General features: G+C 52.7%; 21 protein-coding genes and 1 pseudogene. 18 read left to right on the plus strand and 4 right to left on the minus strand.

The features are described 5' to 3' along the window. Positions 1–83: 83 nt before the first annotated feature. Positions 84–587, plus strand: a complete 504-nt coding sequence (locus tag FYC48_RS07800) for a hypothetical protein (protein ID WP_149496150.1) — start codon at positions 84–86, stop codon at positions 585–587. Positions 588–947: 360 nt separating this feature from the next. On the opposite strand, the pseudogene FYC48_RS07805 reads toward FYC48_RS07800, so the two are convergent. Together FYC48_RS07805 and FYC48_RS27630 are read right to left on the minus strand one after the other, a co-directional pair. Next, a pseudogene (locus FYC48_RS07805) lies at positions 948–1,796 on the minus strand (IS91 family transposase); the annotation flags it as partial. Next, complete coding sequence (locus tag FYC48_RS27630; RefSeq protein ID WP_160149384.1) at positions 1,786–2,046, minus strand: hypothetical protein; 261 nt, start codon at positions 2,044–2,046, stop codon at positions 1,786–1,788. The gene FYC48_RS27630 and the pseudogene FYC48_RS07805, both read right to left, overlap by 11 nt. 254 nt (positions 2,047–2,300) lie before the next feature. On the opposite strand from FYC48_RS27630, the gene FYC48_RS07810 reads away from it, so the two are divergent. Beyond that, positions 2,301–2,834 (plus strand): hypothetical protein, encoded by a 534-nt coding sequence (locus tag FYC48_RS07810; RefSeq protein ID WP_149496152.1) that lies wholly within the window; start codon positions 2,301–2,303, stop codon positions 2,832–2,834. Between the two features lie 1,089 nt (positions 2,835–3,923). Here the strand turns inward: FYC48_RS07810 and FYC48_RS07815 are convergent. After that, positions 3,924–4,232, minus strand: a complete 309-nt coding sequence (locus tag FYC48_RS07815; RefSeq protein ID WP_149496153.1) for an IS110 family transposase — start codon at positions 4,230–4,232, stop codon at positions 3,924–3,926. Between the two features lie 167 nt (positions 4,233–4,399). Between FYC48_RS07815 and FYC48_RS07820 the strand changes: the two genes are divergently transcribed. Beyond that, a complete protein-coding gene (locus tag FYC48_RS07820) occupies positions 4,400–4,990 on the plus strand; it encodes a hypothetical protein (RefSeq protein WP_149496154.1) in 591 nt (196 codons plus the stop codon). A 242-nt stretch (positions 4,991–5,232) separates the two neighbouring features. Here the strand turns inward: FYC48_RS07820 and FYC48_RS07825 are convergent, their stop codons facing one another. After that, positions 5,233–5,682, minus strand: coding sequence for a phage integrase N-terminal SAM-like domain-containing protein (locus FYC48_RS07825; protein ID WP_149496155.1), 450 nt, complete (start codon positions 5,680–5,682; stop codon positions 5,233–5,235). Positions 5,683–6,051: 369 nt separating this feature from the next. On the opposite strand from FYC48_RS07825, the gene FYC48_RS07830 reads away from it, so the two are divergent. The 15 genes from FYC48_RS07830 (at position 6,052) to FYC48_RS07895 (ending at position 24,586) form a co-directional block, all read left to right on the plus strand. Beyond that, a complete protein-coding gene (locus FYC48_RS07830; RefSeq protein ID WP_149496156.1) occupies positions 6,052–6,396 on the plus strand; it encodes a hypothetical protein in 345 nt (114 codons plus the stop codon). Positions 6,397–6,517: 121 nt separating this feature from the next. Beyond that, positions 6,518–7,060: a hypothetical protein gene (locus FYC48_RS27635; protein ID WP_160149385.1), complete on the plus strand. Its 543-nt coding sequence runs from the start codon at positions 6,518–6,520 to the stop codon at positions 7,058–7,060. A gap of 700 nt (positions 7,061–7,760) precedes the next feature. Continuing rightward, positions 7,761–8,345: a hypothetical protein gene (locus tag FYC48_RS07835; RefSeq protein ID WP_149496157.1), complete on the plus strand. Its 585-nt coding sequence runs from the start codon at positions 7,761–7,763 to the stop codon at positions 8,343–8,345. 546 nt (positions 8,346–8,891) lie between these two features. Next, positions 8,892–9,299 (plus strand): hypothetical protein, encoded by a 408-nt coding sequence (locus tag FYC48_RS07840; RefSeq protein ID WP_149496158.1) that lies wholly within the window; start codon positions 8,892–8,894, stop codon positions 9,297–9,299. A gap of 824 nt (positions 9,300–10,123) precedes the next feature. Further along, complete coding sequence (locus FYC48_RS07845; RefSeq protein WP_149496159.1) at positions 10,124–10,615, plus strand: hypothetical protein; 492 nt, start codon at positions 10,124–10,126, stop codon at positions 10,613–10,615. Between the two features lie 83 nt (positions 10,616–10,698). Then, a complete protein-coding gene (locus FYC48_RS07850) occupies positions 10,699–11,208 on the plus strand; it encodes a GNAT family N-acetyltransferase (protein WP_149496160.1) in 510 nt (169 codons plus the stop codon). 441 nt (positions 11,209–11,649) lie between these two features. Further along, positions 11,650–12,036, plus strand: coding sequence for a hypothetical protein (locus FYC48_RS07855; protein WP_149496161.1), 387 nt, complete (start codon positions 11,650–11,652; stop codon positions 12,034–12,036). Positions 12,037–12,429: 393 nt separating this feature from the next. Continuing rightward, the gene (locus FYC48_RS27640; protein ID WP_160149386.1) at positions 12,430–12,780 is read left to right on the plus strand and encodes a hypothetical protein; all 351 of its coding nucleotides are present in this window, start codon (positions 12,430–12,432) and stop codon (positions 12,778–12,780) included. 1,134 nt (positions 12,781–13,914) lie between these two features. Beyond that, positions 13,915–14,367 carry a hypothetical protein gene (locus FYC48_RS07865; RefSeq protein ID WP_149496163.1) on the plus strand — a complete coding sequence of 151 codons (453 nt, stop codon included), beginning with the start codon at positions 13,915–13,917 and terminating at the stop codon, positions 14,365–14,367. A gap of 426 nt (positions 14,368–14,793) precedes the next feature. After that, on the plus strand, positions 14,794–15,327 hold the full coding sequence (locus FYC48_RS07870; RefSeq protein WP_149496164.1) for a hypothetical protein: 534 nt from the start codon (positions 14,794–14,796) through the stop codon (positions 15,325–15,327). 369 nt (positions 15,328–15,696) lie between these two features. Then, positions 15,697–16,173 carry a hypothetical protein gene (locus FYC48_RS07875; protein WP_149496165.1) on the plus strand — a complete coding sequence of 159 codons (477 nt, stop codon included), beginning with the start codon at positions 15,697–15,699 and terminating at the stop codon, positions 16,171–16,173. A gap of 554 nt (positions 16,174–16,727) precedes the next feature. After that, positions 16,728–20,543: an AsmA-like C-terminal region-containing protein gene (locus FYC48_RS07880; RefSeq protein ID WP_149496166.1), complete on the plus strand. Its 3,816-nt coding sequence runs from the start codon at positions 16,728–16,730 to the stop codon at positions 20,541–20,543. 14 nt (positions 20,544–20,557) lie between these two features. Next, on the plus strand, positions 20,558–21,445 hold the full coding sequence (locus tag FYC48_RS07885) for a polysaccharide biosynthesis/export family protein (RefSeq protein ID WP_149496167.1): 888 nt from the start codon (positions 20,558–20,560) through the stop codon (positions 21,443–21,445). Positions 21,446–22,016: 571 nt separating this feature from the next. Continuing rightward, a complete protein-coding gene (locus FYC48_RS07890; protein WP_149496168.1) occupies positions 22,017–23,381 on the plus strand; it encodes an outer membrane protein assembly factor BamB family protein in 1,365 nt (454 codons plus the stop codon). Between the two features lie 392 nt (positions 23,382–23,773). Next, positions 23,774–24,586 carry a tetratricopeptide repeat protein gene (locus FYC48_RS07895; protein WP_160149387.1) on the plus strand — a complete coding sequence of 271 codons (813 nt, stop codon included), beginning with the start codon at positions 23,774–23,776 and terminating at the stop codon, positions 24,584–24,586. Positions 24,587–24,737 lie beyond the last annotated feature (151 nt).

Below are 24,737 nucleotides of genomic sequence, written 5' to 3' on the forward strand. Positions count from 1 at the left end.
GGCAGTTCCAAGCTGCCTGCATCACGGGTCCGAGTCGCCAGTTTAACGACGAATGACTCCCACCCATCAAACCTCGGACTTACATGGATTCTTTACCCGATGGACACATGGAAATGCTCATGACATTTCGTTTAAGTTTACTACTTTTTGCGGTGACCGCGACCTTCGTCGCACGGGCAGAAGAGATTGAGGTGACGCCGAAATGGATAGACGACAATCCTGGCGTTTTCTCGATCGTATATGGATCGGGGTTTGGCCACCACGACACATTTACTGTTACGTTTCAGCCATCAAAGAAGGATGTATACGAAATTCGAACCGAGCTGAGATTAGACCCAGGCAAGGAAAAGTCCAACGATTGGCCATATACAGCCCCATTCGTTCTACACCGTTTCCGTTCAGATTCGGGCACGCGCAGAATTGAGTTCCAAACCACATACCAGCACAGCCATGCACCTGATGTGCGTACGAAACTTCGGGTGTTGCAGGCGCTACCATATCAGTATAAGGGCGAAGATAAATTGACATGGGGCTTTGAACCGCTCTACATAATCGATCTCGAAAAGTTTTGGCATCTCGCCCGCTAAGTTCCGGACCTGCCGAACGGCTCACGTTCCAGCTGCCGATCTAAATCGCGGGTAACCAGTAAGGATTTGACTTCGCGAGCATGCGAGCCGAAGCTCAAGTCCTCTGTTCAAGAAGCCCGTTGATCTTCTTTGGGCCGTCGCTTCATGCTTGAGATTCGCTTTTATTGGTTACTTCCTGCGGATCCCTTTTTGCCGTCTCGATTAGCGTGCTGTGCTGCGAGAATTGGAAGCGTCTCATCGCTGGTCGCTTTAGGGCGGCGATCAACTTATCTGACCAACTTGATTCTTGGCGGTTCCGGTGCGTATGACTCGTGTGTGCGCGAACCGATCCTGTTCGCCTCCCCGATGACGTTTGCTTTTTCACAGTCGTAGGCATTCTGTCGATCGACCGTTGCCCTTTTTGAAGTCGATTTGCGGTGGTCCGCGCGGCAGCAGCATCGGGTCGAAGGTGACTGCGACCACGCGCAGTCGGCTTCCACAGTGCTTGCAGTGCGGATGACTCGTCAACGGTTCAGGCTGCTTCGCATGACCGCTCGCCAACCAGTACACCCAGCCCAACTGCATCCAGATCAACAACTGGATCTCGTCGAGACGGATCGACGAATTGGCACTCATCCAGCCATAGTGCCGAACCTTTTGGAAGCGGCTCGGCAAGATGTGCTGGGCGAATCCCGCAACGAACTTCACCCCCGCAACACTACGCACCTCCGTCTGCTTCGTTTTCGTTGGGGTGACTTTGTAGGAGACCGATTTGTCGTTGACCGACACGATCCGTTTGTCACTGATCGCGACACGATGGATGTAGGGAGCGAGGTAACGAAGTGAACTCCAGCCATTGCCCACCGTTTCGATGTGCACGACGAAGTCTTTCTTCCACGCATCACTTGGCACCGCATGATAAAGCCCACAACCGCGAAGCTCGTCAGCAAGCTTCGCTTTGTAAACTCGGATCAGTGTCTTGTGATGGAACAAGAAGCCCGCCGGTGTGTTTTGCCACGCGATCGCATTGCCTTGCTCATCAACTTTCACTCCACCACCGGGGATGATGTAGTGCACGTGCGGATGATAGACCATCGGATCGCGTCCCCAAGTATGCAAGACACCGAAGTACCCGAGCTTGCATCCTTTAAGCGACTTGGTTGACGCGCCAACATCGCGTATGGACTGTGATGACGCGTCGAATAGGCAGCGATAGCCTTCACGCTGGTGTAGCCACGCGGACTCGCTGGTGCCCATCATCGGCCGCTTGCTGAGCGATGGCGTTCAAGGCCTCGCGGATCTCGCTGCTGGAGTTGGTACACTGACCGGTAGCCATTCGGGAGGAAAGCTCCATGGCCCAGTCAAGCGAGTTGCTGCTGACGTCGAAGGCGATGTTGACGATTGACGAAGCAGTAGAGGCTGCCTGAGTTGAGGCAACCGATTTTGTTGCTTTCAGGTCGTTGGGTTGGTTAGAATTCATGTGACTTCTCTCGCATGTATTGTCGCATGGTGATCTCCGGATCTCCCATGACGACCCAAAACAGCGGTGAGCAAATCGTCATGATTTCGCTCGTGTTCTACATCGGGAGAAGTCATTTTCCACTCTTTTTGATTCACTTGCACCTAAGAGTATGTGCACTCGAGTCGGCGAATCGGGCGGACTGACAATGGAGAATCGTTCACGGCGACCGCGTGATCCGTGCCGTTATCCGAATCGAGTAAAGGAATACACAAATGGCCGAAGTAATATTTGTGGCTGGCGTCGGTTTACTGGCGTTCGCCATTGCGATGCCTTGCTACGCGGTTGATCCGCAGATTGCTGTCGAGCGGATGAAGAAGGAAGTTCGCGGTGAGTGGTCCATCGTCTCAATCTCAAGCGGTGAAACCATGTTGGATTCAGAGCATGTCACGGGGGCCAAATGGGTCATTGGGAATGGAACGCTAGAGACGTTTCCAGGTTCAAAGCCGACTGAGAATATTATTGGTGGCACGCGTATGAAATTTGGTTTTCATCTCCGTGATCGTACCGACCCTTTCAAGGATACGCCGAATTGGCGGTACGCATGGAAATGGTCAGATGATGATCCATTTTCCGTAGAACTTACGTTTAAGTTGAACGGATCAGCCGGTCGGGTATTTTGCAACTTGGCACTCACGAACGACACACTGGTGCTGAGCCAGGGATCATCTCGTCACTGGACAAGCAGCACCACGAAATCGACAGACATTGTTTACACGCTCGAACGGATTAACACGGTCAGTGATTGACCAGGCCACCGGGATTTCGACGGCGGATAACAATCGCGTGAACCGGAGCACGCGAGCCAGCGTTTTTGGAATTGAGAATCTTTCGCGCGCGCCCGGTTACGCGTAGCGTTCTGCCATTGCGAGTTTTAAGCCAGTCCTTGCATGCCAAATCCTTACTCGTCACCGGTCACCGTCCCGAATGACGCGCTATCGGAGCGCGAACGTAAGGCGATGGAATTGCTTGCACGCCCCGCCGCCGCGCTGCTAGTGTTGTCGCTCGTCAACGCAGCATTTGCGCCTGCGCTACTCGCGTGGTCCTTTGTTCTCGGAAGGTCGTTAGCATTGTCGCCGCTAGAAATACTGATTGTCACAATTCAGTTCCCATGTCTCATCGCGATCGTGCTTGGTGCAAGGTCAATGCGTTCGCTGCGCGGCCGTCGGCTAGCGTACACTGGGGCTTTGCTCGCTTGCATACCGGTCTTGAGCCCTTTCGTCATACTTGGGATTCCTTTTGGTGTGTGGTCCGCGAGTGTGCTCAGCATGCCTGGCGTGCGTGTCGCATTCGACGCGAAAACCTTATGACGGGGGATTTCACAATCGACAGGAAAGGCAGAACCATGTGATGCAACAGAGGACGGGAGCCGTGGTTTCTCGTCTGCTTGCAAGTCGACTATGAAGTCCGAGTTGTGCAAGTGGCGGGGCCGCCGTTTTGTTGGTTTTGTTATTGCATGATCGATTGTTAGTTTGCGGTGTCTTCGTGAGTGAGCTTGTTCGGTAAGTGCTTAACGTTGCTCTGTCGTGACAGTGCGACAAGGATGATGGTTAAGCGACTATTCGAGGTGTCAACGCATTTGAACTTCGTTGAGATCCACGCGCGGCGGACTGCGTTTCCTCAGTGGTCCTTGCACGGTTCAACGATCCAAGTTGGGTCATCTTGCCGTGTTGGATAGTGCTTGCCTGGAGGCTTCTTTGACGATGGACGTCAGTGAGCAGCAAGCTGACTTCCGGCGGTGTGGTGCATTCTTTAGGGCGACGTGTCCGAACCAGCTTGCCGTCAGGTGTGACTGACGGTTCCTTGATCGATGGTTCGGTGTCAACTTGTTTCGGCACTCACACACTCGGGTTGAGGGCGTCATCCTTGTCAGTTTTTCGTTTAACGTTCGCCCATCGCCAAGCCTCTTCGTTGGTCGAGCAGACCAGGGTGCTGAGTCCCAGTGAGACGGCGAGATCATTGATCCAGCCTGATGGCCCGCAGGATTCCATGACGACGAGTTCGGTGAGCTTGCCTTCGTTTTCGAAGATGCTCTGTAGCTGCTCGCGTTTGGTGGGGGTGGTGAGAAATTTGGTGTTTCGAGTATTTGAGTCGTAAAGACAACAAACGGAGTTGAATTTTCCGAGGTCAAGGGCGAGAATTTTCATTGTCAAAGAGTCCTTGGTTTTGGTGGGTGGAGCGAATGTGACAGGCAGTTCCAAGCTGCCTGCATCACGGGTCCGAGTCGCCAGTTTAACGACGAATGACTCCCACCCATCAAACCTCGGACTTACATGGATTCTTTATCGGACTAACCTTGAGCGCACGGGAAATTATGCACGAATTTGACAGAGAGAAAGCAACGAACTCAATCGAAAAACTGATGGGGAGTGCATTCCTGCAGTCCATGGGTAAGCCCGTTTGGACTGACGAGGTTGTGCAAGCCAAGACCGCGAAACAAGTTGTCAAGCGCAGCGACGCCCCGATGTATGGGCAAGTGTGCCTGGCGGCGAGCAATTTTCAAGCAAACTTAATGCGAGAGAAGCTTGGCAAAGATTGGTTTAATCGACGATGGAATGCGAACGTTCGAGCAGCCGACGCCATTGTTTCCAAGTTTAGACCCGCGAAGAAGATTCGTCAGCAGCTTGATGCATTCGACATCCCTGTTAAGTTTGAAATCGGCACCGACCTAGTGTTTCGACTCACTAAGGACTTGATGATGATCGCTCTGTCTCGTGGGTACGGTATTCCGCCGCGGAACTCGTTTGCAATCTCCAGATTTGAACGCTGCTTCAAGAAGGGGCATATTCCGTGCGGTTGGACAGGGAGGCTGCCGAGTCTCCCGAAGACGCCGCCTGGAGTGTCTTCCTACAGCGGGCTTTCCCTCGACGACGTGATTGGGGAAGGTAAACTGATCGTCTTTTAGCGATATTCCTCCAGCGTCTGGAAACGGATAACCAGTAAGGATTTGACTTCGCGAGCATGCGAGCCGAAGCTTAAGTCCTCTGTTCAAGAAGCCCGTTGATCTTCTTTGGGCCGTCGCTTCACGCTTGAGATTCGCTTTTATTGGTTGCTTCTTGCGGATCCCATTTTGTCATCTCGATTAGCTTGCTGTGCTGCGAGAATTGGAAGCGTCTCATCGCTGGTCGCTTTAGGGCGGCGATCAACTTATCTGACCAACTTGATTCTTGGCGGTTCCGGTGCGTATGACTCGTGTGTGCGCGAACCGATCCTGTTCGCCTCCCCGATGACGTTAGCTTTTTCACGGTCGTGGGCATTTTGTCGATCATCCATTGCCCTTTTTGAAGTCGACTTGCAGTGGTCCGCGTGGCAGCAGCATCGGATCGAAGGTGACAGCGACCACGCGTAGGCAAAGCCACGGTCATTCTTGAGGTGTAAGAAGAACTGTCGAAGTTGATGTTCAGTGATCTTGTCGGGGGACTTCTTAGCCAAGTCAGAGAGCTGCCGGATGGCGCGGATGTAGCCATGATGCGTCCGCTGGGACATTCCGGAAAGCTGGAGGTCTTCGCTGAGTTTCTGGCGTAGTTTTTCAGGAAAGTAGGCACCACGCTGAGGATCATTTTGCGAATGAGATCTGCGATTGTTAGACTTGGACATCGTAAGGTCCTGATCGAAGGAGTGTGCAGAGCGGTTCAACGTGAACCACTCCTTCCAACAGGATTGCTTACCAAAATCAACCGCCGCGTAGCGGCTTACTTGAATCAGCGGTTGCGCACTGAGTTGCCGAGTCGTGGTTTTTGAAGTGGAGGATTTCTCGCGGCGACCGCATGTTCGCCACCGTTCGTCCTAGTGAAAGCTGACTGAAGAGGATCGTCGAAATTGGATGCATTTGGACAGATTTGGGAGTCGTCAAGGAATAATTCATATTCTTGGATGTATCCATGTGCAATCTGGTGTGCGATCGGGTCTCTAATCGCTCTCACAGTTGTTCAGAATCCTTGGATTCGCAGGTCCTGCAAGGCCCTGGTGATTCTCGGCTTTACCCCGCTGACAATTCAGTTTTCATTTTTCGAGATACAAGAGAAATGGCGGATTCGGCGAGTGTGGGCAGATGCGAACCCTACCAAAATGACAAAAAATGGATTGCATGCTCTGACCGTTGACGGTGCAAATTTGACGCTCGGTCCATTGCTTTATGGATTGGGCGCGTTCCTCTTATTCGTTGTGATTGCAATTGCTCTTTTTATTTTTCGTATACTCGTACTAAGGCAGGCAAACCGTTCTAACGTTTCAGCATCTTTGCAAGATACGCCTGAAGCCAATCAACTGCATTTAGAAAATCCTTATCAGCCTCCGGGGGCGACTGGGTGAATGTAGGAAGAACCCTGCGTAGCACATCGAGTGGCATCGGGCAGTACTTTGCCAGCTACCCGGCACGATTGCCCGATAGCACCGGGAGAACGCCATCGTTCTGCCAATGGAGGAGTCGTGCATGGTAAATCTGTCCAAGCGTTTTCGTCTAGTTCTTGCTGCGTCATTATTCGTACTGTGGGTGGCTTGGGCATATTGGGCCAATATCCCGCATTACTACGATGCCCAGGCTATGGAACAAGAAACCGCGGAGTTATTTCCAGCGGGACCTATGCCGAAGATAGGGCCGGTCGTTGGGGGATTTCCGGTGAATCACATGCGCTACGATTTTTCTAGAGATGAGAAATTGACCTTTCACGATTACTCAAAAGACAAGCTTGGCCTGAATGTCCTGCTGTGTGCGTTGGCGACGATTGCGGTCACTTCTCTTGCACTGTGGACGGCGAATGTATCGCGTTCTAATTTGGTCATCTCGGCCTTCTTGCTTATGCCTGCGTGCCTCGCCTACGCCTTGTTCCGGCTCCATCCACTGGTGATTGCCTATGTCTACTTTCTGCCATTGATTATCTTAATCGTATGGTCCTTCGGAGGCTTGTTCAGAAACGAAGAACGGCAGACCCACACACGGATCCGAAGTCGCGGAGATACCGTTCTTGACAATTGAGAATCGATCGCCGCGACTCGGTTATCGCAAACGTTCAGCCATCTGATCATGGAGACTCCGAATCACGATGATTGCCGAATGAAAGATAGTCTCAATGCAGATGAGGAGTTCTCGCGAATCCTTCACCGATGGCACGACTGTCCGCATGGATCGTTCGATGAAGCCACGGGCAACCACGAGGCCTTACGCAGGGCGACGGAATTTCTGATCGGCGGGTTTTGAGACGCAGGCCGAACACTTCACATCATGAGTATTGGTGCGACGGCACTGATTTTGTTCAATCGCATTGCGGCGACCATCGATATTACTTTGGTGACGCGCGCGTTTTATTCCGATCAGCGTGCAAACGCCATGTGGCTTGCCCCTTTCGAACTGTCGCTCGCGTATTCACCAACCGACTTTGGAATACCCACTTCGGCGACGCTACGACTGGGACACGTCTGTCGTAAACACACGATTTCCCGTTGGTTTCCTGTTGGGCGAACGTACCGTCTTTACGCCATCGCCCACTCGTTTTTTGCCAATCGGCCATCTAGCGATGATGGGTGGGCAGCGAATGTTACACTCTGTCCGTACAATGAGGCGGAACAATGTCATGTACGGCGGAACGGCTGGCGGCGTTCTTCGCAATGGTTAGATCACTTTCCGTGCCCCGTGATGTTCGACGTTCTACCAATAACAAATATATAGTGAGATCCAAATGAACCGTCCTAGTTTCGTTTGTCATTTGGTCTTCAGTATGATTGTTGCGATCACTTCTGAGTTGCCCGCGCAGGACGCCATGCCGGACCCGACCGCGCGGCGACAGTTCAACCAAGTGTTCGTCAAGGTCGTCGTGCCTGTTACCTCTCGCACTCCTAAGCAGGGCGGTCCTGTCGTTGAATCCTGGGTTGTGGAACAGCTCAAACAACTCGGTGAGTCCGAGTACTTTGCCGTCACGGACTGGGTGCCTGTTCGTGATGGGCTGCTTGAGGACGATACAGTTGACAATCACGTATGGGATGGTCGTCTTAAAGGAGAGCACGGCTTTTGCCCTGTCGGAGGAGACATTCCGCATCGGAAAAACGGTCGCTTGCTGGTTCGTGTCGCTGGCTGGACGCCAGTCGGTGGCGAGGCGAATATCACGCTGTCGGATGAGCCTGGCAATCGGGCTGTTGGACCGGTGCGGTTGCTTGTTGGCAAAGAAACACGGGGTAAGATCGAAGAGGGGCTCCCGTACGTAGCAGTCCTCATTGCGCCTCCACCTCCGGAAGAGAATATCAGGTCACGCAGCGATGCCGAGTAGATAGGACATTCGCGTGCACCTTAGGACGCGACGTTGGGTGATGAGGATTTGTGGTAACGGAGCTGGCGGGTGCCCTCCTTCCTTCAAGCACCACCAACAAAGGAAGCTAATGCCATTCGTCTCTGCCAGCCATCATCCGCTCCATTTGAGGGTGGGAGCGACCGATAGACGGCTCCGACGAAGGCAGCAAGAGAACCGTGTTTCAAGTGTTTTCCTGAGCCCTCTTCGCCTCGCCGTCGCATTGGTCCAGCGTGCGCGTCCATTGGGCTGATGCGACAAAGGGGCGAAAGGGGCGGCCCCGCTTTGCTGAGCCCATGCTGCGATCTGGCTCTCCCGCTCACGGAAACCTCGGATGGGCCACAAGTTCGACGTCGCTCACACACCAAGGCGAGCTGGATCCCAAGATTTGCTGATAGAGTTCGTTGTCTTGCACGGTGGTTTGTCTTCGCAGAGAATTCTACCGAATCCACGAACTTCCCGGATGGACCATTAATTCCCCTTGGTGTGCAATTTTTGCAACCGACCACCTAGTATTTAGGACATCCCGTGTGGCCATTTTCGATCAATAAGAAAGCAAAGCCCGTTCCCGCAGTCCGTTGTGGAGACATCGATGTCACTTGGAATAGTGAGTTTCTGTGGTGGGAGTTTTCTAGTGGCGATATCGACTATTCCCTTACCGACAACCCCGTCTTTGACACTTCTCTATTGCCAGAACTGCCCAAGGTCGCGAAATGGCTTGTGGACTTAAGGTCTGAAATCGATGACGAGATCGAGAAGCATCTCGAAGGTTGGTGTGATTGGAACGGGAAAAAGGATCTGATGGGAATCGATGTTTCTTGGCTGGTTTCCAAGGGCGAAGTTGATGTATCATATGCTCACGAAGACTGGGCCGACCTCGGCGTTAATATTGTCATCACGGATGGAAAAATCACTCATTCCTATGCAGCGGATTAAGTTGAGTTCAATGCTCATCAAAAATTACTATACCGCAAAGGCGTGAGCCGGATCATTTGCCGCAACTGGAATCGAAGTTAGTCGCTCGTACCTGGTTTCGGCAGGATCACCAGGAAGCCACGCAGTTACGATCCATGCTTGAAATCGATAATCCTACCGAGTTGCGATGGAAGCGGAGGCTGGATGCCAGTGCGAGCCTACGTCGCAAATTCAAGGCCATCGCGAAATGGACGGTCGGGCTCGTGATTGTTGCTGTCGGTTCATTCACCGCCGCTTTTGTCGTTCGTATTGGTCTCGCGATTCCGAATCCACTGTCTCCGCATGTCGCGTATGTTTCAATCGCCGGCGCGTTTATCGGTGGTGTTGGTGGCTTCACCGGATACTACTGCATTGTGAATTCAATGGGTAAAAGTTTCCCTAAATTGGCGAAGAGAGATTGGACTGAATCGCTTGCACCAAAAATTTTGGCATACGCATTGGGGAATCCTTGCGCGGTGCATTGTTCACATTTGAGTTGGAATTTGTTTCGATTGTCTTTGTCGCATCGCTCATTGGGTCAACGGCTGTCTTCGCTGTCTACTGGTACCTTGTTCGTCCCCTTGTTCCACCGCGAGTCCCCGTAATTCACAACGGTGGGTAGCGTGTCGCATACCGAGGGGCCACACGCCGATTTTGGCTCACTATCCGAATCGCTTTAGGCTTAGTGATAGGATGTGCTAAAGACATGCATGGAGCGAAGTTGCGGAGCCGAGCTTTTAGAGGCGATTCGCCCATCGTCGTTGTTCCGTTCTGCGTCGCATTGCAAAGTTAATGGGTGATTGATCATGAGTCGCTGTAATCCGTACTCTCCATCAGCATTGGCACCGATCGCCTCGGAGCGGATTCGATTTCGGGACCAGCATTTACTCCTGCAGGCTCTCCTATTCTCAATGTTTTATTTCGTGGGTTTTTGCTTGCTCGTTGCCGTTGTTTCGGGCCTCACCGAGGTGCCTCAAGTGTTTGCCGGTGTTTTGGAGGACTTCGCTGGTATATGGCTGCCGCAATTGATCTTTGCTCTTATTCCGTATGTTACGGTACGCGCCCTAACCATCGGCCGTTTTGTTCGCCCATCATGTTGGTCGTTCTGTTTAGCTGGCGTCGTGACATTTCCTTTTTTTCATTTCTACGCGACCGCGTTGATTAGGGACTGGGATACTCCTTTGATCTACAATGTCATCGCCCATCTACTAAGTGTCATTTCCGCAATCGTGATCGAATTTTTGGTGCTTGCCTATTTCGGTAGACTGGTTAAGCAATGCCAAAACGCAGGGGCATAGATTGCAACGGAGGCTGTGAGTTGCTGTCGTTAAACAGTCGCTCGCTTGGTCCCGCTGATTCGCATCATTTCCAGACTGAATCGATGGTCGTCACTGAATCGGAACGATTAACGCTTCGGCATGCTCTACCCGACGATGTTGTTGCAATGCGAGCGGTTTTCGGTGATGCCGAAGTTATGCGATATGGTGATGGCCCAAAATCGGATAGATGGGTTGTTTCGTGGATCACGCAGATGAATCACAGCTACCGCGAACACGGGTACGGGCTCTGGGTCGTCACATTCAAGCCATCAGGGTTGCCAATCGGATACTGCGGGCTGACTTGGTTTCCCAGCATCAATGGTCAACCGGAAGTAGAGGTTGGGTACCGTTTCGCACGGAAGCATTGGGGTTTCGGGTATGCAACAGAATCCGCGATTGCGGTTCGGGACTATTCTTACATTGATCTCGGATTGAATCGCTTAATTGCAATCATTGACCCCGAAAACCGACGATCGATTCGCGTCGCAGAAAAGGTGGGGATGCAATATGAAGGTGGTGTGATGCTTCCTGGCTATTCGCATGCAGACTCTGTCTATGCATGCCATCGGTAGCAATGGGAATGCTTTTAGGGCAACAATACCTGGGCCCAAGATGGAAGCAGCGGAGTCCGAGGTATCTGAGAGATTGGGGTATAATGGTTGGCCGATGATCGAAATTGTTGCTCGCCAGAGACCGCTCCCTCATGATCAATGCCCGGTCGTCTGCCCTGCGGGGAACGGAGGCTTGCGTAGTTTTCGAAGTAGAGCATCAATCGTGCCTCGATGGTGCCGACTGTCAGTCTGCCTTAGTGAACGCTTTTCGGTGGAAACGGAGGATCGGTACTACGCATCGGCTTTGCTCGTCACGACAACGTTTGAGGCTTTGCTGGTTGTAGCGCACCAGCTTCCTCGGTCACTTTCGGCTGCTGCATATTTCGTTGTTTGTCAGGGTTGTTTCATGTGCGGATTGTACTTTTTACCCAGGAGACGCCCTTCGTGAATTCTCGACGTGTCATGACAAAAACGCTCGTTATCTTCGCTGTCTTTTTCGGTGGTGTTGTCATTTCGGGGGGCGTGTTGTATCGAGCATGGGTAACGGCGAACGGACTTGAGGCCGCACAAAAATGGGCGAGAATGTCCGCGCTTCCAGAGACTGCGGCTTGTTTGCATGTTGAAACAAGGGGTGGACCTTTCACTCGTGAATTCACTATTCAATTCAATGCACCGTCTGACGACCTGAATTCGTGGCTCAACCGTTTACCGGGAACGTCTAAACTGAATCCGGTCATCAAAGGGAGGTTTCGGGTTTACAATGTTGAACCAGGGAATGGCGCGATGCACGCTGAGGTGACTGTCGACGATGGTGCAAATTTGGTCGTGATTCACACCTTCTGGAGCTAAGTTGTTGGGGAGTAATTTCATCAGGCTGACAGCGATTGTAGGGCTTGCCATTGGCGACCTACACGAATCTTGTATGTCGAAGATGTAGCTGCTAACCGATCAAAACGTTGCCAAGCTACAGGACAAAGTCAAGTAATTGGTTCTTTGTGTGTTCCGTTTCCCGTATGTTTCGACTGTTTCTACCGACCGCCGAATGTCGTGTAGAATGTAGAGCGAAAGGATGTGGGGCGGGTGTCCAAGTCCAGTGTTGGGATGTGGGGCGTCACTTGTCGCCCGATCCTCACCGACGATTTTCGGTCTCGTGACTCATGAACATTGCGGCGTGTTTTGGGGCACGGACGCCGTCCAGTCGTTTAGGCCTTAGTTAGGTCAATCCTCTATCGGAGTAACAGAATGGTTTATCTGCTTTCGTTTTTTTCGCTACTTGCTGTGATGAGCGTCTGTGCGATTTTTCTGATACGACTGATCGAACGTCGGTTTACTGCGTACACAAGCTTTCAGGTAGCCTTTGCAGGATGCTTTTCTGCGGCAATCGGCTGGGAACTTTTTTTCTTGATCGATTCGCTCATGTTCGGAGGGATGTACAATCCCGAGGTGCATTCTTACGGTTCTGGGATTGCTCCTGCGGCAACACTTTTCTGCGTCCGAGTCGTATTCCACACCGTGGTGTTTTTGGGGGTTGCCACTCTGTTGCGTCGTTTGAAACCATGGTTTTATCAGGGTACGCAATCGCCGATTACTTAAACTTGAGTGACGGATTGCCATATTGGGACGGAGCTGCCATTTTGGTTTGTGATTATAAGTTCTTGGCGCCTGGGGGCTGCGTCATTCGCAGCCAAAGAATGGCTTTGGTAGACAAAACACCGCCCACTGCGCATCACTCTACTTGATTCGTTAGCGAATTGAGATACTTTGCGCGGTTACACTGAACCATATTATTAACGGTGGGTAGTGCGATGCTAGGGCGTTTACGATTGTCGATCGTTCCGCTGGCTTTGTTGGCAGTTTGGCTGGTATACGTTGCCATTGGATACGCCCAGTCGCGATTGGAGCACGAGGAAATTGCATCTGACTTGCACATGGAGAACCGAACGTTTTATACGCTTCCAAATGCGATTAGCTCTCCTTGCCGTGTGGATGGGGAGGAACGCCGTCTTGTCGTGGGCGTATCTGACGAGAACTACCTGGTTTGTAGTATCGTTCGCAACTTGCTCGTTTCAGATGCGCGTGCAGATTGGAGGGTTGATGTCTGCTTCCGTCCGGACCTTGAGCCCAATTCACCGCGGCTCCCCATATGGAAACCGTTAAAAAATTTTCCTGCGGAGGCGGACCTGAAGATTTTTCAGACGGAGGCACTTGCGCAGCCGTGGGTATGCTGGGATCGTCTAAATGGCACGGATCCAATTATGGATGAGTGACCGTGCCGAGCAAGTGAGCCGCGGCATTAAGTCTATTGGGTTAACTAAGCCCTCGCCCCGACCGCGTGACCTTCACCGAATCGCAATGGAATTGAGCACCGCTGGGGCTCGGAACCCACGGAGGATACGAAAAGTACGAAGGATGGAATTGAAGACTCGCCCTACCGTGAAAGAGAGTTCTGTATGAAATTGACCGCGGGTTGGGGCCCAGGCTTGTCGAATCGGTGGATGAATTTAGACTCACTTACGAGCTTGCTCACAACGAAATTCGAATTTAATTTCAACGTGCCGAATCTGTCGGATAAGTCAGGCGATCTGTTCTCTATTTGCTTCGTGGGTTCAACTGTCTCCACCGACTGCCGCGTGCATTGTAGAGCCACCGGGGTTACGACGGACCGCCCAGTCAAGTTGTGTGAAGCGTACGAGTGATCGTCGTCATCTTTCGCCACCGGAATTGGGGATGTCCAAGCAGGGAGCAATCCGAACCGTACTACTGATTGTGATCGTACTCGGTATTTCTTTTGCCGTGTACACAGCCATTCATACGTACCGAAGTCTTCCGGAGGCATACGCGGCGTGGGATACCGGGACATTACTCGTTGCTTACATGCAAGTGAACGGTGATCAGTGGCCGACAGATTGGGATGATTTGGTCAGCGTTCGCGATTCAAGCCGGCCGATGATCTTTTCGGGCGGCTACACTTCACGCGGTGAGTTTAGCGATAATGGTGAGGTGAAACGTCAGCTTTCCAAGTACGTATCGGTGGACTGGAGCTACGAACCGTTTTCAGGAAGTTTAGCGAATCCCGTCACTCGATTGGATGGTTCAAAGTTTGACGTTGTGTGGGTAAGTGGTGAGCCGAACGAGATGATCCGGACATACGTTCAACATGTTGTTGGCACAAGGCGATAAGCAGCGTTGATACGTTGTCGAGCTGCGATGACTACATGCTAGAGATTCAGCGGCAGAAGATTGGGCCTTTGCTAGATTCGTGTGCGCGTGCAGCGTGTTGCTTCGGGACTCGCTCAATAGCATTGGGAATCGTAGTGCCGCAACCGTCACTGATGTGGTCCGGAGGTAGGTTATTTCTTTGTTCCGAATTGAAGTACGGCGCTAGCCCACTTATCGAAAAGCGAACGTTTTTGGTATGGATTCTGGAGCGATTGTCTGTCTCTCATGCATGTTCAACACCGTTGTAAGTCACGGACTTGGTATGATGTATCCATCGCATTGATGAACTGCGTTTGTTCATCTCACGGAAATCGAGTCATTGTTGTGTCATTGGAATTGGACTCTGGAATGCATGCACCATGAACTTTGCAATTTTGGGGCGTTGTTTTGGCTGAACTTACGCGTATCGACCACAAGTCTAACAATCCGTACGAGCCGACCTGCACGGAAAGTGCTCCGGTGGAATCAGGGATCCACTATCTTCTACAGATCGTATTGTTCATTTTTGGTGCGGTTGCCGGTCTCGGGGTGTTCATTTGTTACTACCATGGTATCGATTCGGTCGTTGCTGATACGAAAAATGAGCCGATGCGTTTACTGGGACCAGTGATACTGTTCGCCTTGATCGCGGTTCCGGTGTCATCGATTTCGCTTTGGCTAGTCAAGATTCAGGCTTCACGGGAAGTGGTCGCTTGTAGAGCCATTGCTTCTGGAGGTTTGTTCGGATTGTTCGTGCTTCCAGTAGATCAATTACTGCATCACGTCGGGTTCTCACTGGGGACACCGCTGCAGGGCGTCACCCGTACACTGAGCTTCTTTGCAGCGACCGTGATCTGTGGAGTACAGACTATGTTTGCGCAGCGGATCTTTGACCGGTGGTGGGAGAATGTCATAAAGCGGCGGAGGAATAAAACGCGATAGACGCCGGTTTTTGCGTCCCATTGGGTAGTCGGTTCGTGATGCGTTGTTTTAGCTATCTTTCATCGGCAATGGGTGATTAGTCCGCAGTGATGCTTGTTTTTCGATTCATTTCACTCAGCTTGGTTTGCAGATTTTCAAGCTTGGCGGTTGGATTTGTAGGAGCCAAGTCAACTAATTTATGAGCTAATGCTTTGTTCTGATGGGATCATTTTTGCTTAATCATCGTTCTCATCGAAAAAATATGTTGATCTTAGACTTGAGGGAGAATCATTGCGAGACAACCGGCTGATGTGGTGGTTTAATGATGGTGTCCAACTCGCATAGTAGCGTTTAGGATTTGATTCGATTGTCCTCTTAAAAGGGTCCCAAATGTCATCGCAGCAGTATCTCGAACGGCGCCTTTCTGATCTCGAAAGAGAGGCTCGGGTTTGGCGTCGAATCGGTTTGGGAGCCCTCGTCAGTGTGGTTCTCTTTTCGGCAGTCGCGGCAACTCATACCGCGGAGACGCCGGAGGTTGTTCGTGCGAAAGAATTCCAGTTGGTCGGGAATGATGGAAAGATAAGGGGGGCCTTTCGAACACTTGGAACCGACAACGTTCAGCTTCGGATGTACGGCGCGGGATCAGAAGTTGCCTTGGTTGCAAACGATCAACGCGCGATTCTCCATTTAATTAACGACCAAAAATCGAGTCAGGCGTTGATCGAAGCGTATGGCAAAGGAGGCGCGATCGCTTTGTCGCGAGCAAACGGACAAGATCGCGCGAGCGTTCAGATTAACGGCGGAAGTGCAGGTTCCTTTGTTTTGGTTGAACCGACGGATGGGCCCAAAGTTCAGCTGCCCGAGTGACAGGTCAGCAGCGGTCGCTTTGTTTCGCTAGGGCTTCGTCAACCTTTGAAATCAGGAATAGCCGCCCGGCGTAATCCCCGGTTTTTTGTGCAATAACCGGGGCCAGCACCGGTCGACTGATGAGCCGAACCCAAACATTTGGTCTAGACGGAGCATTATCGGTCCCCTATGGAAAACACGCGGAAAGCAAACTTCGCGATCGCCGTTGTGCCCGTTTCGGCTCCGTTATCGACAATACGACGGCATGGCGAGTCGTCAGTCGGGCGACCACTGGCAAAAAACGATGCGTGAAGAACTCTGCTCTTTCGATGATGCTCGTTAAATTGATAAACGCATGTCGGACGTTTTAACTTTCACCGACTTGTTCTGGATCACGCCATGTTGCATTCAAATGCAACGTCTCGCCGCATCGCCCACTCTCGATGCACAATAAATGAGTACCTGACGATCGTTGCTCGGTCGCCGAGGTAACTGTGTTGCACCGGTTGCGATCAAAATTTCGCATTTCATTTTTCCGCTGCCTTCGACGCTGCGCCGTTGGCTGCTGTTTGTTGATGCTACTGACGGTGGCGGCGAGAAACTCGATTGTGCGATTCGTCGCCGAGCATGGTGCGAGCTACGCCCTCGGCACGCGAGTAGAAATCGCATCGGTAGAAATCAATTGGCATCGATGGACGGTCACGGGACTTAGTATTGAGGAGCCCTCGGTAGCAGGGGAATACCAAGTCACTGTCGATCGCGTCAGCGTTGTTCCTTCGTTCGGGAGAGGGTTTCGTGAAGGTGTTTGGGTTGAATTAGTTGTCATTGACCAACCCAAAGGCCATCTGCGCTTCGATCGTGATGGGAAGCTATTGAGTGTTTTCCCGGAATCAGAAAGCTCGGAAAGTGCGGCAATCGGCACGATCCCGGTTCACAACGTCATTGTCAAAGAAGCTTCGCTCGCGATCCATCAGATTGGCAAACAGACTTTGGTCGTTGATCAAGTTGACCTTTTTGTCAGGTGTGCGGACCGCATTCAGGCCCGTTGTCGGATCGGAAGGCTTTTCGGTGGTGAGCTTGCAGCCGGAGGGGATTTTGACGCCAAGGATTTTTCAGGGCAAAGCTGGGTCGATTTGACCGGGATTCGGTTAGAGACACAAACGCTTGCCAAGCTTCCATTCGTGCCTGAGTCGATTAACGCCGAGCCATCATATGCTAACGTTGATCTTAAAGTTCACAGTCTCCATCCACCCCTCGAAGCGGACCTATTAGATCAGCAAGTTGAGTGTGTCCTTCGGATAACCGATGTCACAACCGAGCGTTTCGGCGTCCTCTGTGACGAAGCTTTGCTTGAGTCAAAGTTTGTCGATCGAATGGCGCGTGCGAAGCTAACGGCTAATCCATTCGGGAGTCGATTTTCGATCCGATCCGAGGCAGATTGGAAAGCCATAAACCCGAGGGTAACGGTCGATCTTCGAATGGAGCCCTTTGGCCTTGGCGATGCTGCAAACGAGATGGCACAAGTCTTGGCTACCGACTTTCCCGCATTGGCGAAAATTCCAAAGCTGGGTTCGGTTGTCGAGGCCGTCGCGCATGCATCGGTGGAAATGGTCGGAAGACAGCTCAAGTTTTCTGGGCAATCGACGGTCGAATCAAGCAATAACCAGATCGCGTCGATCAAGCTGCCCTCGATTTCATTCAACTCTGAAGTGCATGGGACAGCTCCGTTTGACGATTTTGCCGCCCTCGATGGTGCAATGAAAGGCGGTGTGAATATAGCCGCGTTCGAACTAAATGAGCTTGCCGTCGGCGTTGGTATGCCGGAGGTGTCCGGCGCTGTGTCTGGCGGTTTGGATTTTGAAATCCCGCTTCAGACCGTGACTCGAATAGAAACATTGGTAGCGAAGGCTGGGGTGCACCTCGCAAAGGTTTCCGCATTTGATTTTGCTTTGGACGAGACGTCGATTCGTTGTCATCTCGACCAAGGCATCGCGACGATCCATAGTGATCCGATTTCGATCCGAGATCCAGAAGCAGAGTTGGTCGCGCAACTTCGGCCGGCAGCTCAAGTTGCCCTCGTCGGTGAAGCGAAACTTGCAACGGAACTGTACTGTCTGGTGCAGCCTACTGAATCGGTGATTCGGCGATTCGGTCTAGAGTCTCTCGATCCTCGAGGTAGGTTGGAAACGCATGTTTTGGCACGTTGTCCGCTCGAGCATGTAGCGCGGGCATCAGATTGGAACGTCACGGCCGGCATCCAATCGACTGAGGTGAGGCTGGTCGGGGAAAAGCTTTCGGATATCGCATGGGAAATCGAGATTAGCCGTGGAGCGGTCACAGCGCCCCCGGTCAACCTTCGATGGCGAACTTCAAATGCGTCCTTATCGATCGATGGTGATATTGGAGACGATGTTCGAGTCGAGGGAACGTTTGCAGTTGATTCCATCTTATTGCAAGAAGTCAGTGCGATTGTTTCGAGGTTTTCTCAGACGCCATTGCCTTTGTCCGGCAGTGCAGCGATCGACGGGACCTTCGAATTGCATACCAGTCCGGGGAAAGGAACGTTCACAGCGATCGCAGCCGGTGAGGCGAAACTTGCAGATGCGACGTATGCGCGCAGTGACATCGGTGACGCGCGATTGAGTTGGAGCTTAACCCCGGAAGGTTTGTCGCTGGAGACAGGGTCAGATGATTTCCTGGGTGGGAATTTTCGGATCACCGCTGACATGAATCAACTCGATTGGACGACGACCCAAGTCCAAGGAAAGTTTTCAGAAATTGACGTCCCCGCGCTCGTCGCGATCTCTGGGCAAACGTTGGCATCGACGGGGGTTTTACAGGGTGGTTTTTCGGTGACGTCGCTGGCAAGTTTGGAGGAACTAACCGGGCAAGCTTGGGTGGAAACGAAACAAGTGTCGATCGAGCAAATTCCACTGCAGCTTGATCGAGCGACGGTCACGTTGAGTGAGCAAGCGGTGCTCGCGGAGGTTGACGGTAGCGTGTTGTACGGTCGATTTACGGGAAGCATGAGCACGAGGCTTGACCAACTAATCGAGTTTGCTTCGCAGCCGACGATGGTGATCGAACAAGCTCCTGTGGTTGGGAGAGTCAAGTTAGTCGGTTTGGCTTTGGATCAAGTTGCATCCACATTCAGACTCAGCCGGGAACTTCGCCGGGTTGGCGGCAGTGTATCGGGGGAGTGTGTGCGTGATGCAAGTTCGTTAGATGGGCGTCACCTTTGCCGAGTGTCAGGATCGCTTGAAAATTTACGCTATCAGGGTGTCGGGCTTTCGCAGATCTGTTCTTTGGATGCGGTCATTCACCGCGATCGGATCGAGCTGAATCGTCTCCAAGGGCGATTCGCGGATGGACGAATTAACGGAACGGGCATGCTCACAATCGGAGCTGTTCCGTCTGGCTATTTCGATTGTGTGGTGAGCCGTGTTAATCTGCGACGGGCGGCGTCGGCGGTTGGTGTCAATGATATTTCTGGTTCCGCAACATTGCGACTGCGAAGCCGCATTGGGCCGGTAATCACCGGACACGCAGACGTGCAATTAGATCACTTAGTGGCTGCGGGAGTCGGCGTTCGTCAAGCGACGTTTCCGATTGATTGGAGCTTTCGCCCCACCAGCACGACGGCACGTTGGCAGTGTCGGGCGGGACGTTTGTCGGTCGGCGGGGGTACTGTCCGTATCGCGACGGAGGGACGATACACTAGAAGTCTGGACATGGTCACGTCGGTGCAGGTCCAACGCGTCGATTTATCGAAGTTAATGCAACGCGGTTCGATCGGATCGGGCATCATCGACGGAGAGGTTTCGCTGCGGGCAAAGCATGCTCGATCGATCAACGACTTCGTCGGCACGTATGACTTTGAAATGTCGAACATCGAGGCGTTGCAGTTTCCGGTTCTCGATCAGCTACCGAGGATGGTTTCGCTGTCAGCACCGACACCGGGAAAGGGACAAGACGGTGCGATCGCCTACGGACGTATCGGTGGGGGCATCGTACATATCGAAGAAGTCGCGGTGTATCAAAGCAACGTCCAGGTCATGGTGACCGGAAAAGCGAACTTCAATCAGAAGTTGGACTTGGATGTCGTCGCGAGTACCAGTTCGGATAGTCCGACGGATCAACTCGTTTCGTTGCTTGATTCGCCGTTAATGCTCGCCGCCCCGGCACCGGTGGCGTTGATCGTCAAAGCAAACGAACTGCTGAAGGATCGAGTGGTGAATGTTCACGTCGGGGGAACGGCTAGCCGCCCTGTCTTGCGATTGCAAACGGGGAAGCAGCTTGGCCAAAACGCGGTCAAGTTCTTTTTGGCGAATAGTTTCGGATCGACCGTGACCGGTCTGGCCGAACTGAAAAGCAAACAACAACGACGATAGTAAGTAGATCAAAGATGGATCGAGAAATGATTACCAGTTGTAGCGTGCGTTCGTTCGCGATCGCCTTGTTATTGATCGTGATAGGTTTCAGTCAGGTGGGATGCCGAACAGCCGCATCACTCGGCCTGCCGGTTTCGGCCGGGGGCCATCCGCTTCTGACCGCGGCAAGTCAGCGTCGCCAGCTAGCTGGCCATCCAGGCACAATTCCGACGGAACTTGCCAAGCAGAGTTTGCCATCACATCGTGTCGAGGCCGGGGATGTGTTAGTGATTGAGCCGAACGATTTCAATTCACCGATCCGCTTGTCTTCCGATCAAACGGTTCAGCAAGACGGCACGATTGAGCTGGGCAGTTATGGTCGCTTGAAAGTTGCCGGGTTATCCGCCGAAGAAATTCAGTCGCAGGTTCAGAACGTTGTCACGCGAACAGAGCTGGCAAAACGACAACGTCAAATCGAACTTGCGTCCCATCGCGGCAACGCGTCGGGGATGCCAAATGAGTCGGCGGGGCAAGAGGACTATGGCGTCACAGTTCGGTTGGTGAATAATGAAAGTGCACTGTTCTATGTCATGGGCGAGGTCAATGCACCGGGATCCTATCCCTTGGTCGGTCATGAAACAGTCCTTGACGCGATCATTGCCGCTGGTGGTTTGACCGACCGTTGCAATGATCACAAAATCATATTAACTCGTCCGCAGGCTGACGGGCAAGAACGGGCGATCTATCCGGTGTGCTACCAGCAGATACTGCAGCTGGGAGATGTGACTACGAATTACCAGCTGATGCCCGGAGATCGGATCTATGTCCCCAGCATGTCGATTTGGGAAGACGTCAAGCAGAGCGTCGCGTGGGGCAAGGAAAAGAGTTGTCCCCACTGCCGCGACTATTCCGTGAAAGAATGATGTGCCCTCGAAAGTGTTGAACGGTGCGATCGATCGCTAACCCTGGTTTGATTGGTCAGGTCGTCGACGCCGTCTGGTCGAAGGCAGACGGCATACGTCCGTTCGCGGAGAAGCGCCGATGCCCATTGGCCCGAGATTGATGTGGGCATCCGGACCGAATGGATGACTGACGCTGTGGCAATGCGAACGAGCCTTGCTACAATCCTGGGCAGTAACCGGCGATTTTCGGAAACCTTGACTTACCTCGTCAGCAACGCGGTGTGTCGTTGGGCGGGAGGATATCCGAGCCGGTTGAGCCAGCAATGACCTGAAAGCGACGTCTCCTTGGTGCTTCGCGTTTGCCTTGGTCAGTAGCCAGCCGATTTCAATTTCAATCGTGAGCGCTGGTCTTTCTTCTTGATTGGGACGCGCCGAATCGTATTTTGGGCATGTGATGCCCAGACCTGTCTCTTAGACTTAGTGAGCTAAACTTTGTCATTGTAGAAATTTGCCGGATCGTCCTCCGGAGCCCTGTCATTGGAGAGGCCGGAAAGCGCCGGCAACGTTGACGAAGATAAAATTTGAAACAATCATGAACCACGTGAAATATCCGAATACCGTACAGAAGCTAATTCGAAGTCACCGTCTACGCTCCAACTGCCTGAGCCTGGTCTTTGGGGCGGCATCGATCGTTGGATCGGCGATTTGGGATGCTGATTTGAAGTCGGTTGTTGCCGGCGAACCGACCTGGGGCAGGTTCTTGAACGCCGCCCAGCAAACTGAGGTTAAGCTGCCACGGGAGTGGGCTCCCGATAAAAACATCGCATGGACGTCAGAAATCGAAGGGTATGGTCAATCCACGCCGATCGTCGCGGACGACCAAGTCGTTGTGACTTCGACCAGTGGCGAAAACAAGGACAACTATCACGTCACGTCATTTAATTTGGCGGACGGAAAGAAACGCTGGCAAGTCGATTTGACGAACCCGTCTCCTTTTAAGAATTCTCCAATGGTCAGCCGTGCCGCTCCTTCGGCGATTGCGACGTCGAACGGGTTTGTGGCGTTTTTCGAAGGCGGAGTGATAGCCGCGATCTCGGCGGATGGGAAAACGACTTGGGAAAAGAACCTTGTCGAGCAGTACGGTCCCATCGAAGCCCGGCATGGATTGGCGGCATCGTTGGAAGCGAATGACAAGCATGTGTTTGTCTGGGTCGAACGCAGCGACGATCCATATGTTCTGGCGATCGACCCCAAGACCGGTGACGAAGTTTGGAAGGCCGCCGGAGTTGGAGCGACATCTTGGGCTTCACCACGGTTGATCAGCGTAGGTGATTCGCAGCACTTAGTGTGCAGCGCGAGTGGCAAAATTATTGGAATCAACCCGGCCAATGGCGAACGACTTTGGTCCTTCGATGGCGTTTCAAACAACACGTCATGCACGCCGATGCCGGCTGGGAATGGACGTTTCTTGATCGGAGCCTCTGATGGACGCGGTGAGACGACTGCCGGAGTTGCCGCCGCGTCGAATGGTTTGATCGAGATCGCTCCAAAAGACGACGGAAGTTTCGTTGTCGGTTACAAGTGGCAAGCAAAGAAGGCGACGTCCAGTTTCGGCAGTCCCGTGGTGGCGGGAGATACCGCGGCGATCGTTAACCGAGCCGGCGTTCTGTATCGCCTTGATTTAGAAACGGGCGAACGTGTCTCGGTCGATCGCACGAGTGCGGGAGGAATCTGGGCCACACCTTTGGTCGCCGGTGATTTAATCTACTTGTTCGGATACAAGGGAACGACGTCGGTGATCTCACTTACCGATGGCGAAGAGGTGGCTGAAAATCGCTGCTGGAAAGCCGATGCGGAGGAGTCGCGTTTTGGTAGCGGCAAGGTCCTTTACGCTGCTGCACCCGCATCGCCGTATCTGCTGATCCGTCGAGGCGACCGGCTTTACGCGATCAAGTAGACCGAATGCCCCCGCGTCGTTTTGCTCAATCTACTCTTGCGATCCAGCAAAGCATCGCCGTGACGCATGGATTACCCGATGCCCGTAACAATGCTCGGGCGGGGAGCTTTTTGGGGGGCCTTCTCGAAAAAGAACGCCAAGCGAGTTGACAAAGGCATTAAATCCCGTATCTTGATGAGAGTGATTCTCATTACCAGTTACTTCCGACGCAGCCAGCCAATGACCGGTATCCGCGGGTGACGCCCCAGTCGCACTCGTTCTGGTCGAGTAGCACGCCACGCAGAAGCCCCACTCCGATCGGTTGTCAATTCAACATTCATGAATGTTGAACTGCCGGTGACGGCGACATTCCGGTGCAACATGCGAGGTTGACGATGGCTTTAATACACTTGATGGCTCACGCCCCAAACAAATCTGGGGTCGAAGCGACGTTGGGAACGGCCGCATCTCATTGGCAGGTGCGCGACTACGAGGGAGTCGTTCGGCTTCTCGAACCGTTTCAGAATGAGGTCCATGCGGTGCGGACCGAAGTTACGGTCGAGGCATTGCAGTTGCTCGCTGATGCTTATCGTTTGCAGGGTGATCAACGATCGGCACTCTTGGCGATCGAAAGGGCGGTTCAAGTCCAACCGCGTTCGACGGAATTGAAGATGATGCTCGCATCAGCATACGCCGATCAAGGTCAGCGGGATGCGGCGCGCGATGTGTATCTTCGCTTGGCCGCGCCACGCGATCTTCCCGCAAACATGATGTTGCGGATCGCTCGCGGGATGAACCGGATCGGCGAAATTGAGTTGGCGTCGCAGGTATGCAACTGGGCCCTGGCGAAGAGTCCTAATGATGCCGCGGTGGTGTTTGCGATGGGGATTTATTTGCTGCGGCTTGGCGAACCGGTTTATCGCACCGAAGCATTGATGATCAAGGCACTCAAGATTTGCCCCGGCGAGCCGCACTACAGTGCAGCTCTGGCGGCACTGATGTTTCGCATGGACCGAGCAGGCGAAGCGATTCAGATTCTTCAGACACTGGACCTCGAAGGGTTTCGTCGAATCCAATGCAAACGATGTCTCCAATTTCTCGCGGCATCGCTATTTAAGATTGGCGAAACTCAACTTGCCAGCCTCTGTACAGCAGCGTCCGCCCAGCAGAAGAACCAATCACTGCAGACTCAAACGCCGGTCTGCTTTGAATGGTCAATGGACTGACCTTTGGAAGGTTGCTTCCACCGAGTTGTTGGCTTGTTTTGCATACGTTGGTTCTACAGCTTACGTCAACACTCGGTGGGGGCGACCACAGTGTCTTCTGGCTTTTGTTTGCCCCATGTTTAATCGCCGACCTTGTCTCATGCGGAGGCAA

This window comes from Roseiconus lacunae (assembly GCF_008312935.1).
GTDB classification, from domain to species: Bacteria; Planctomycetota; Planctomycetia; order Pirellulales; family Pirellulaceae; genus Stieleria; species Stieleria lacunae.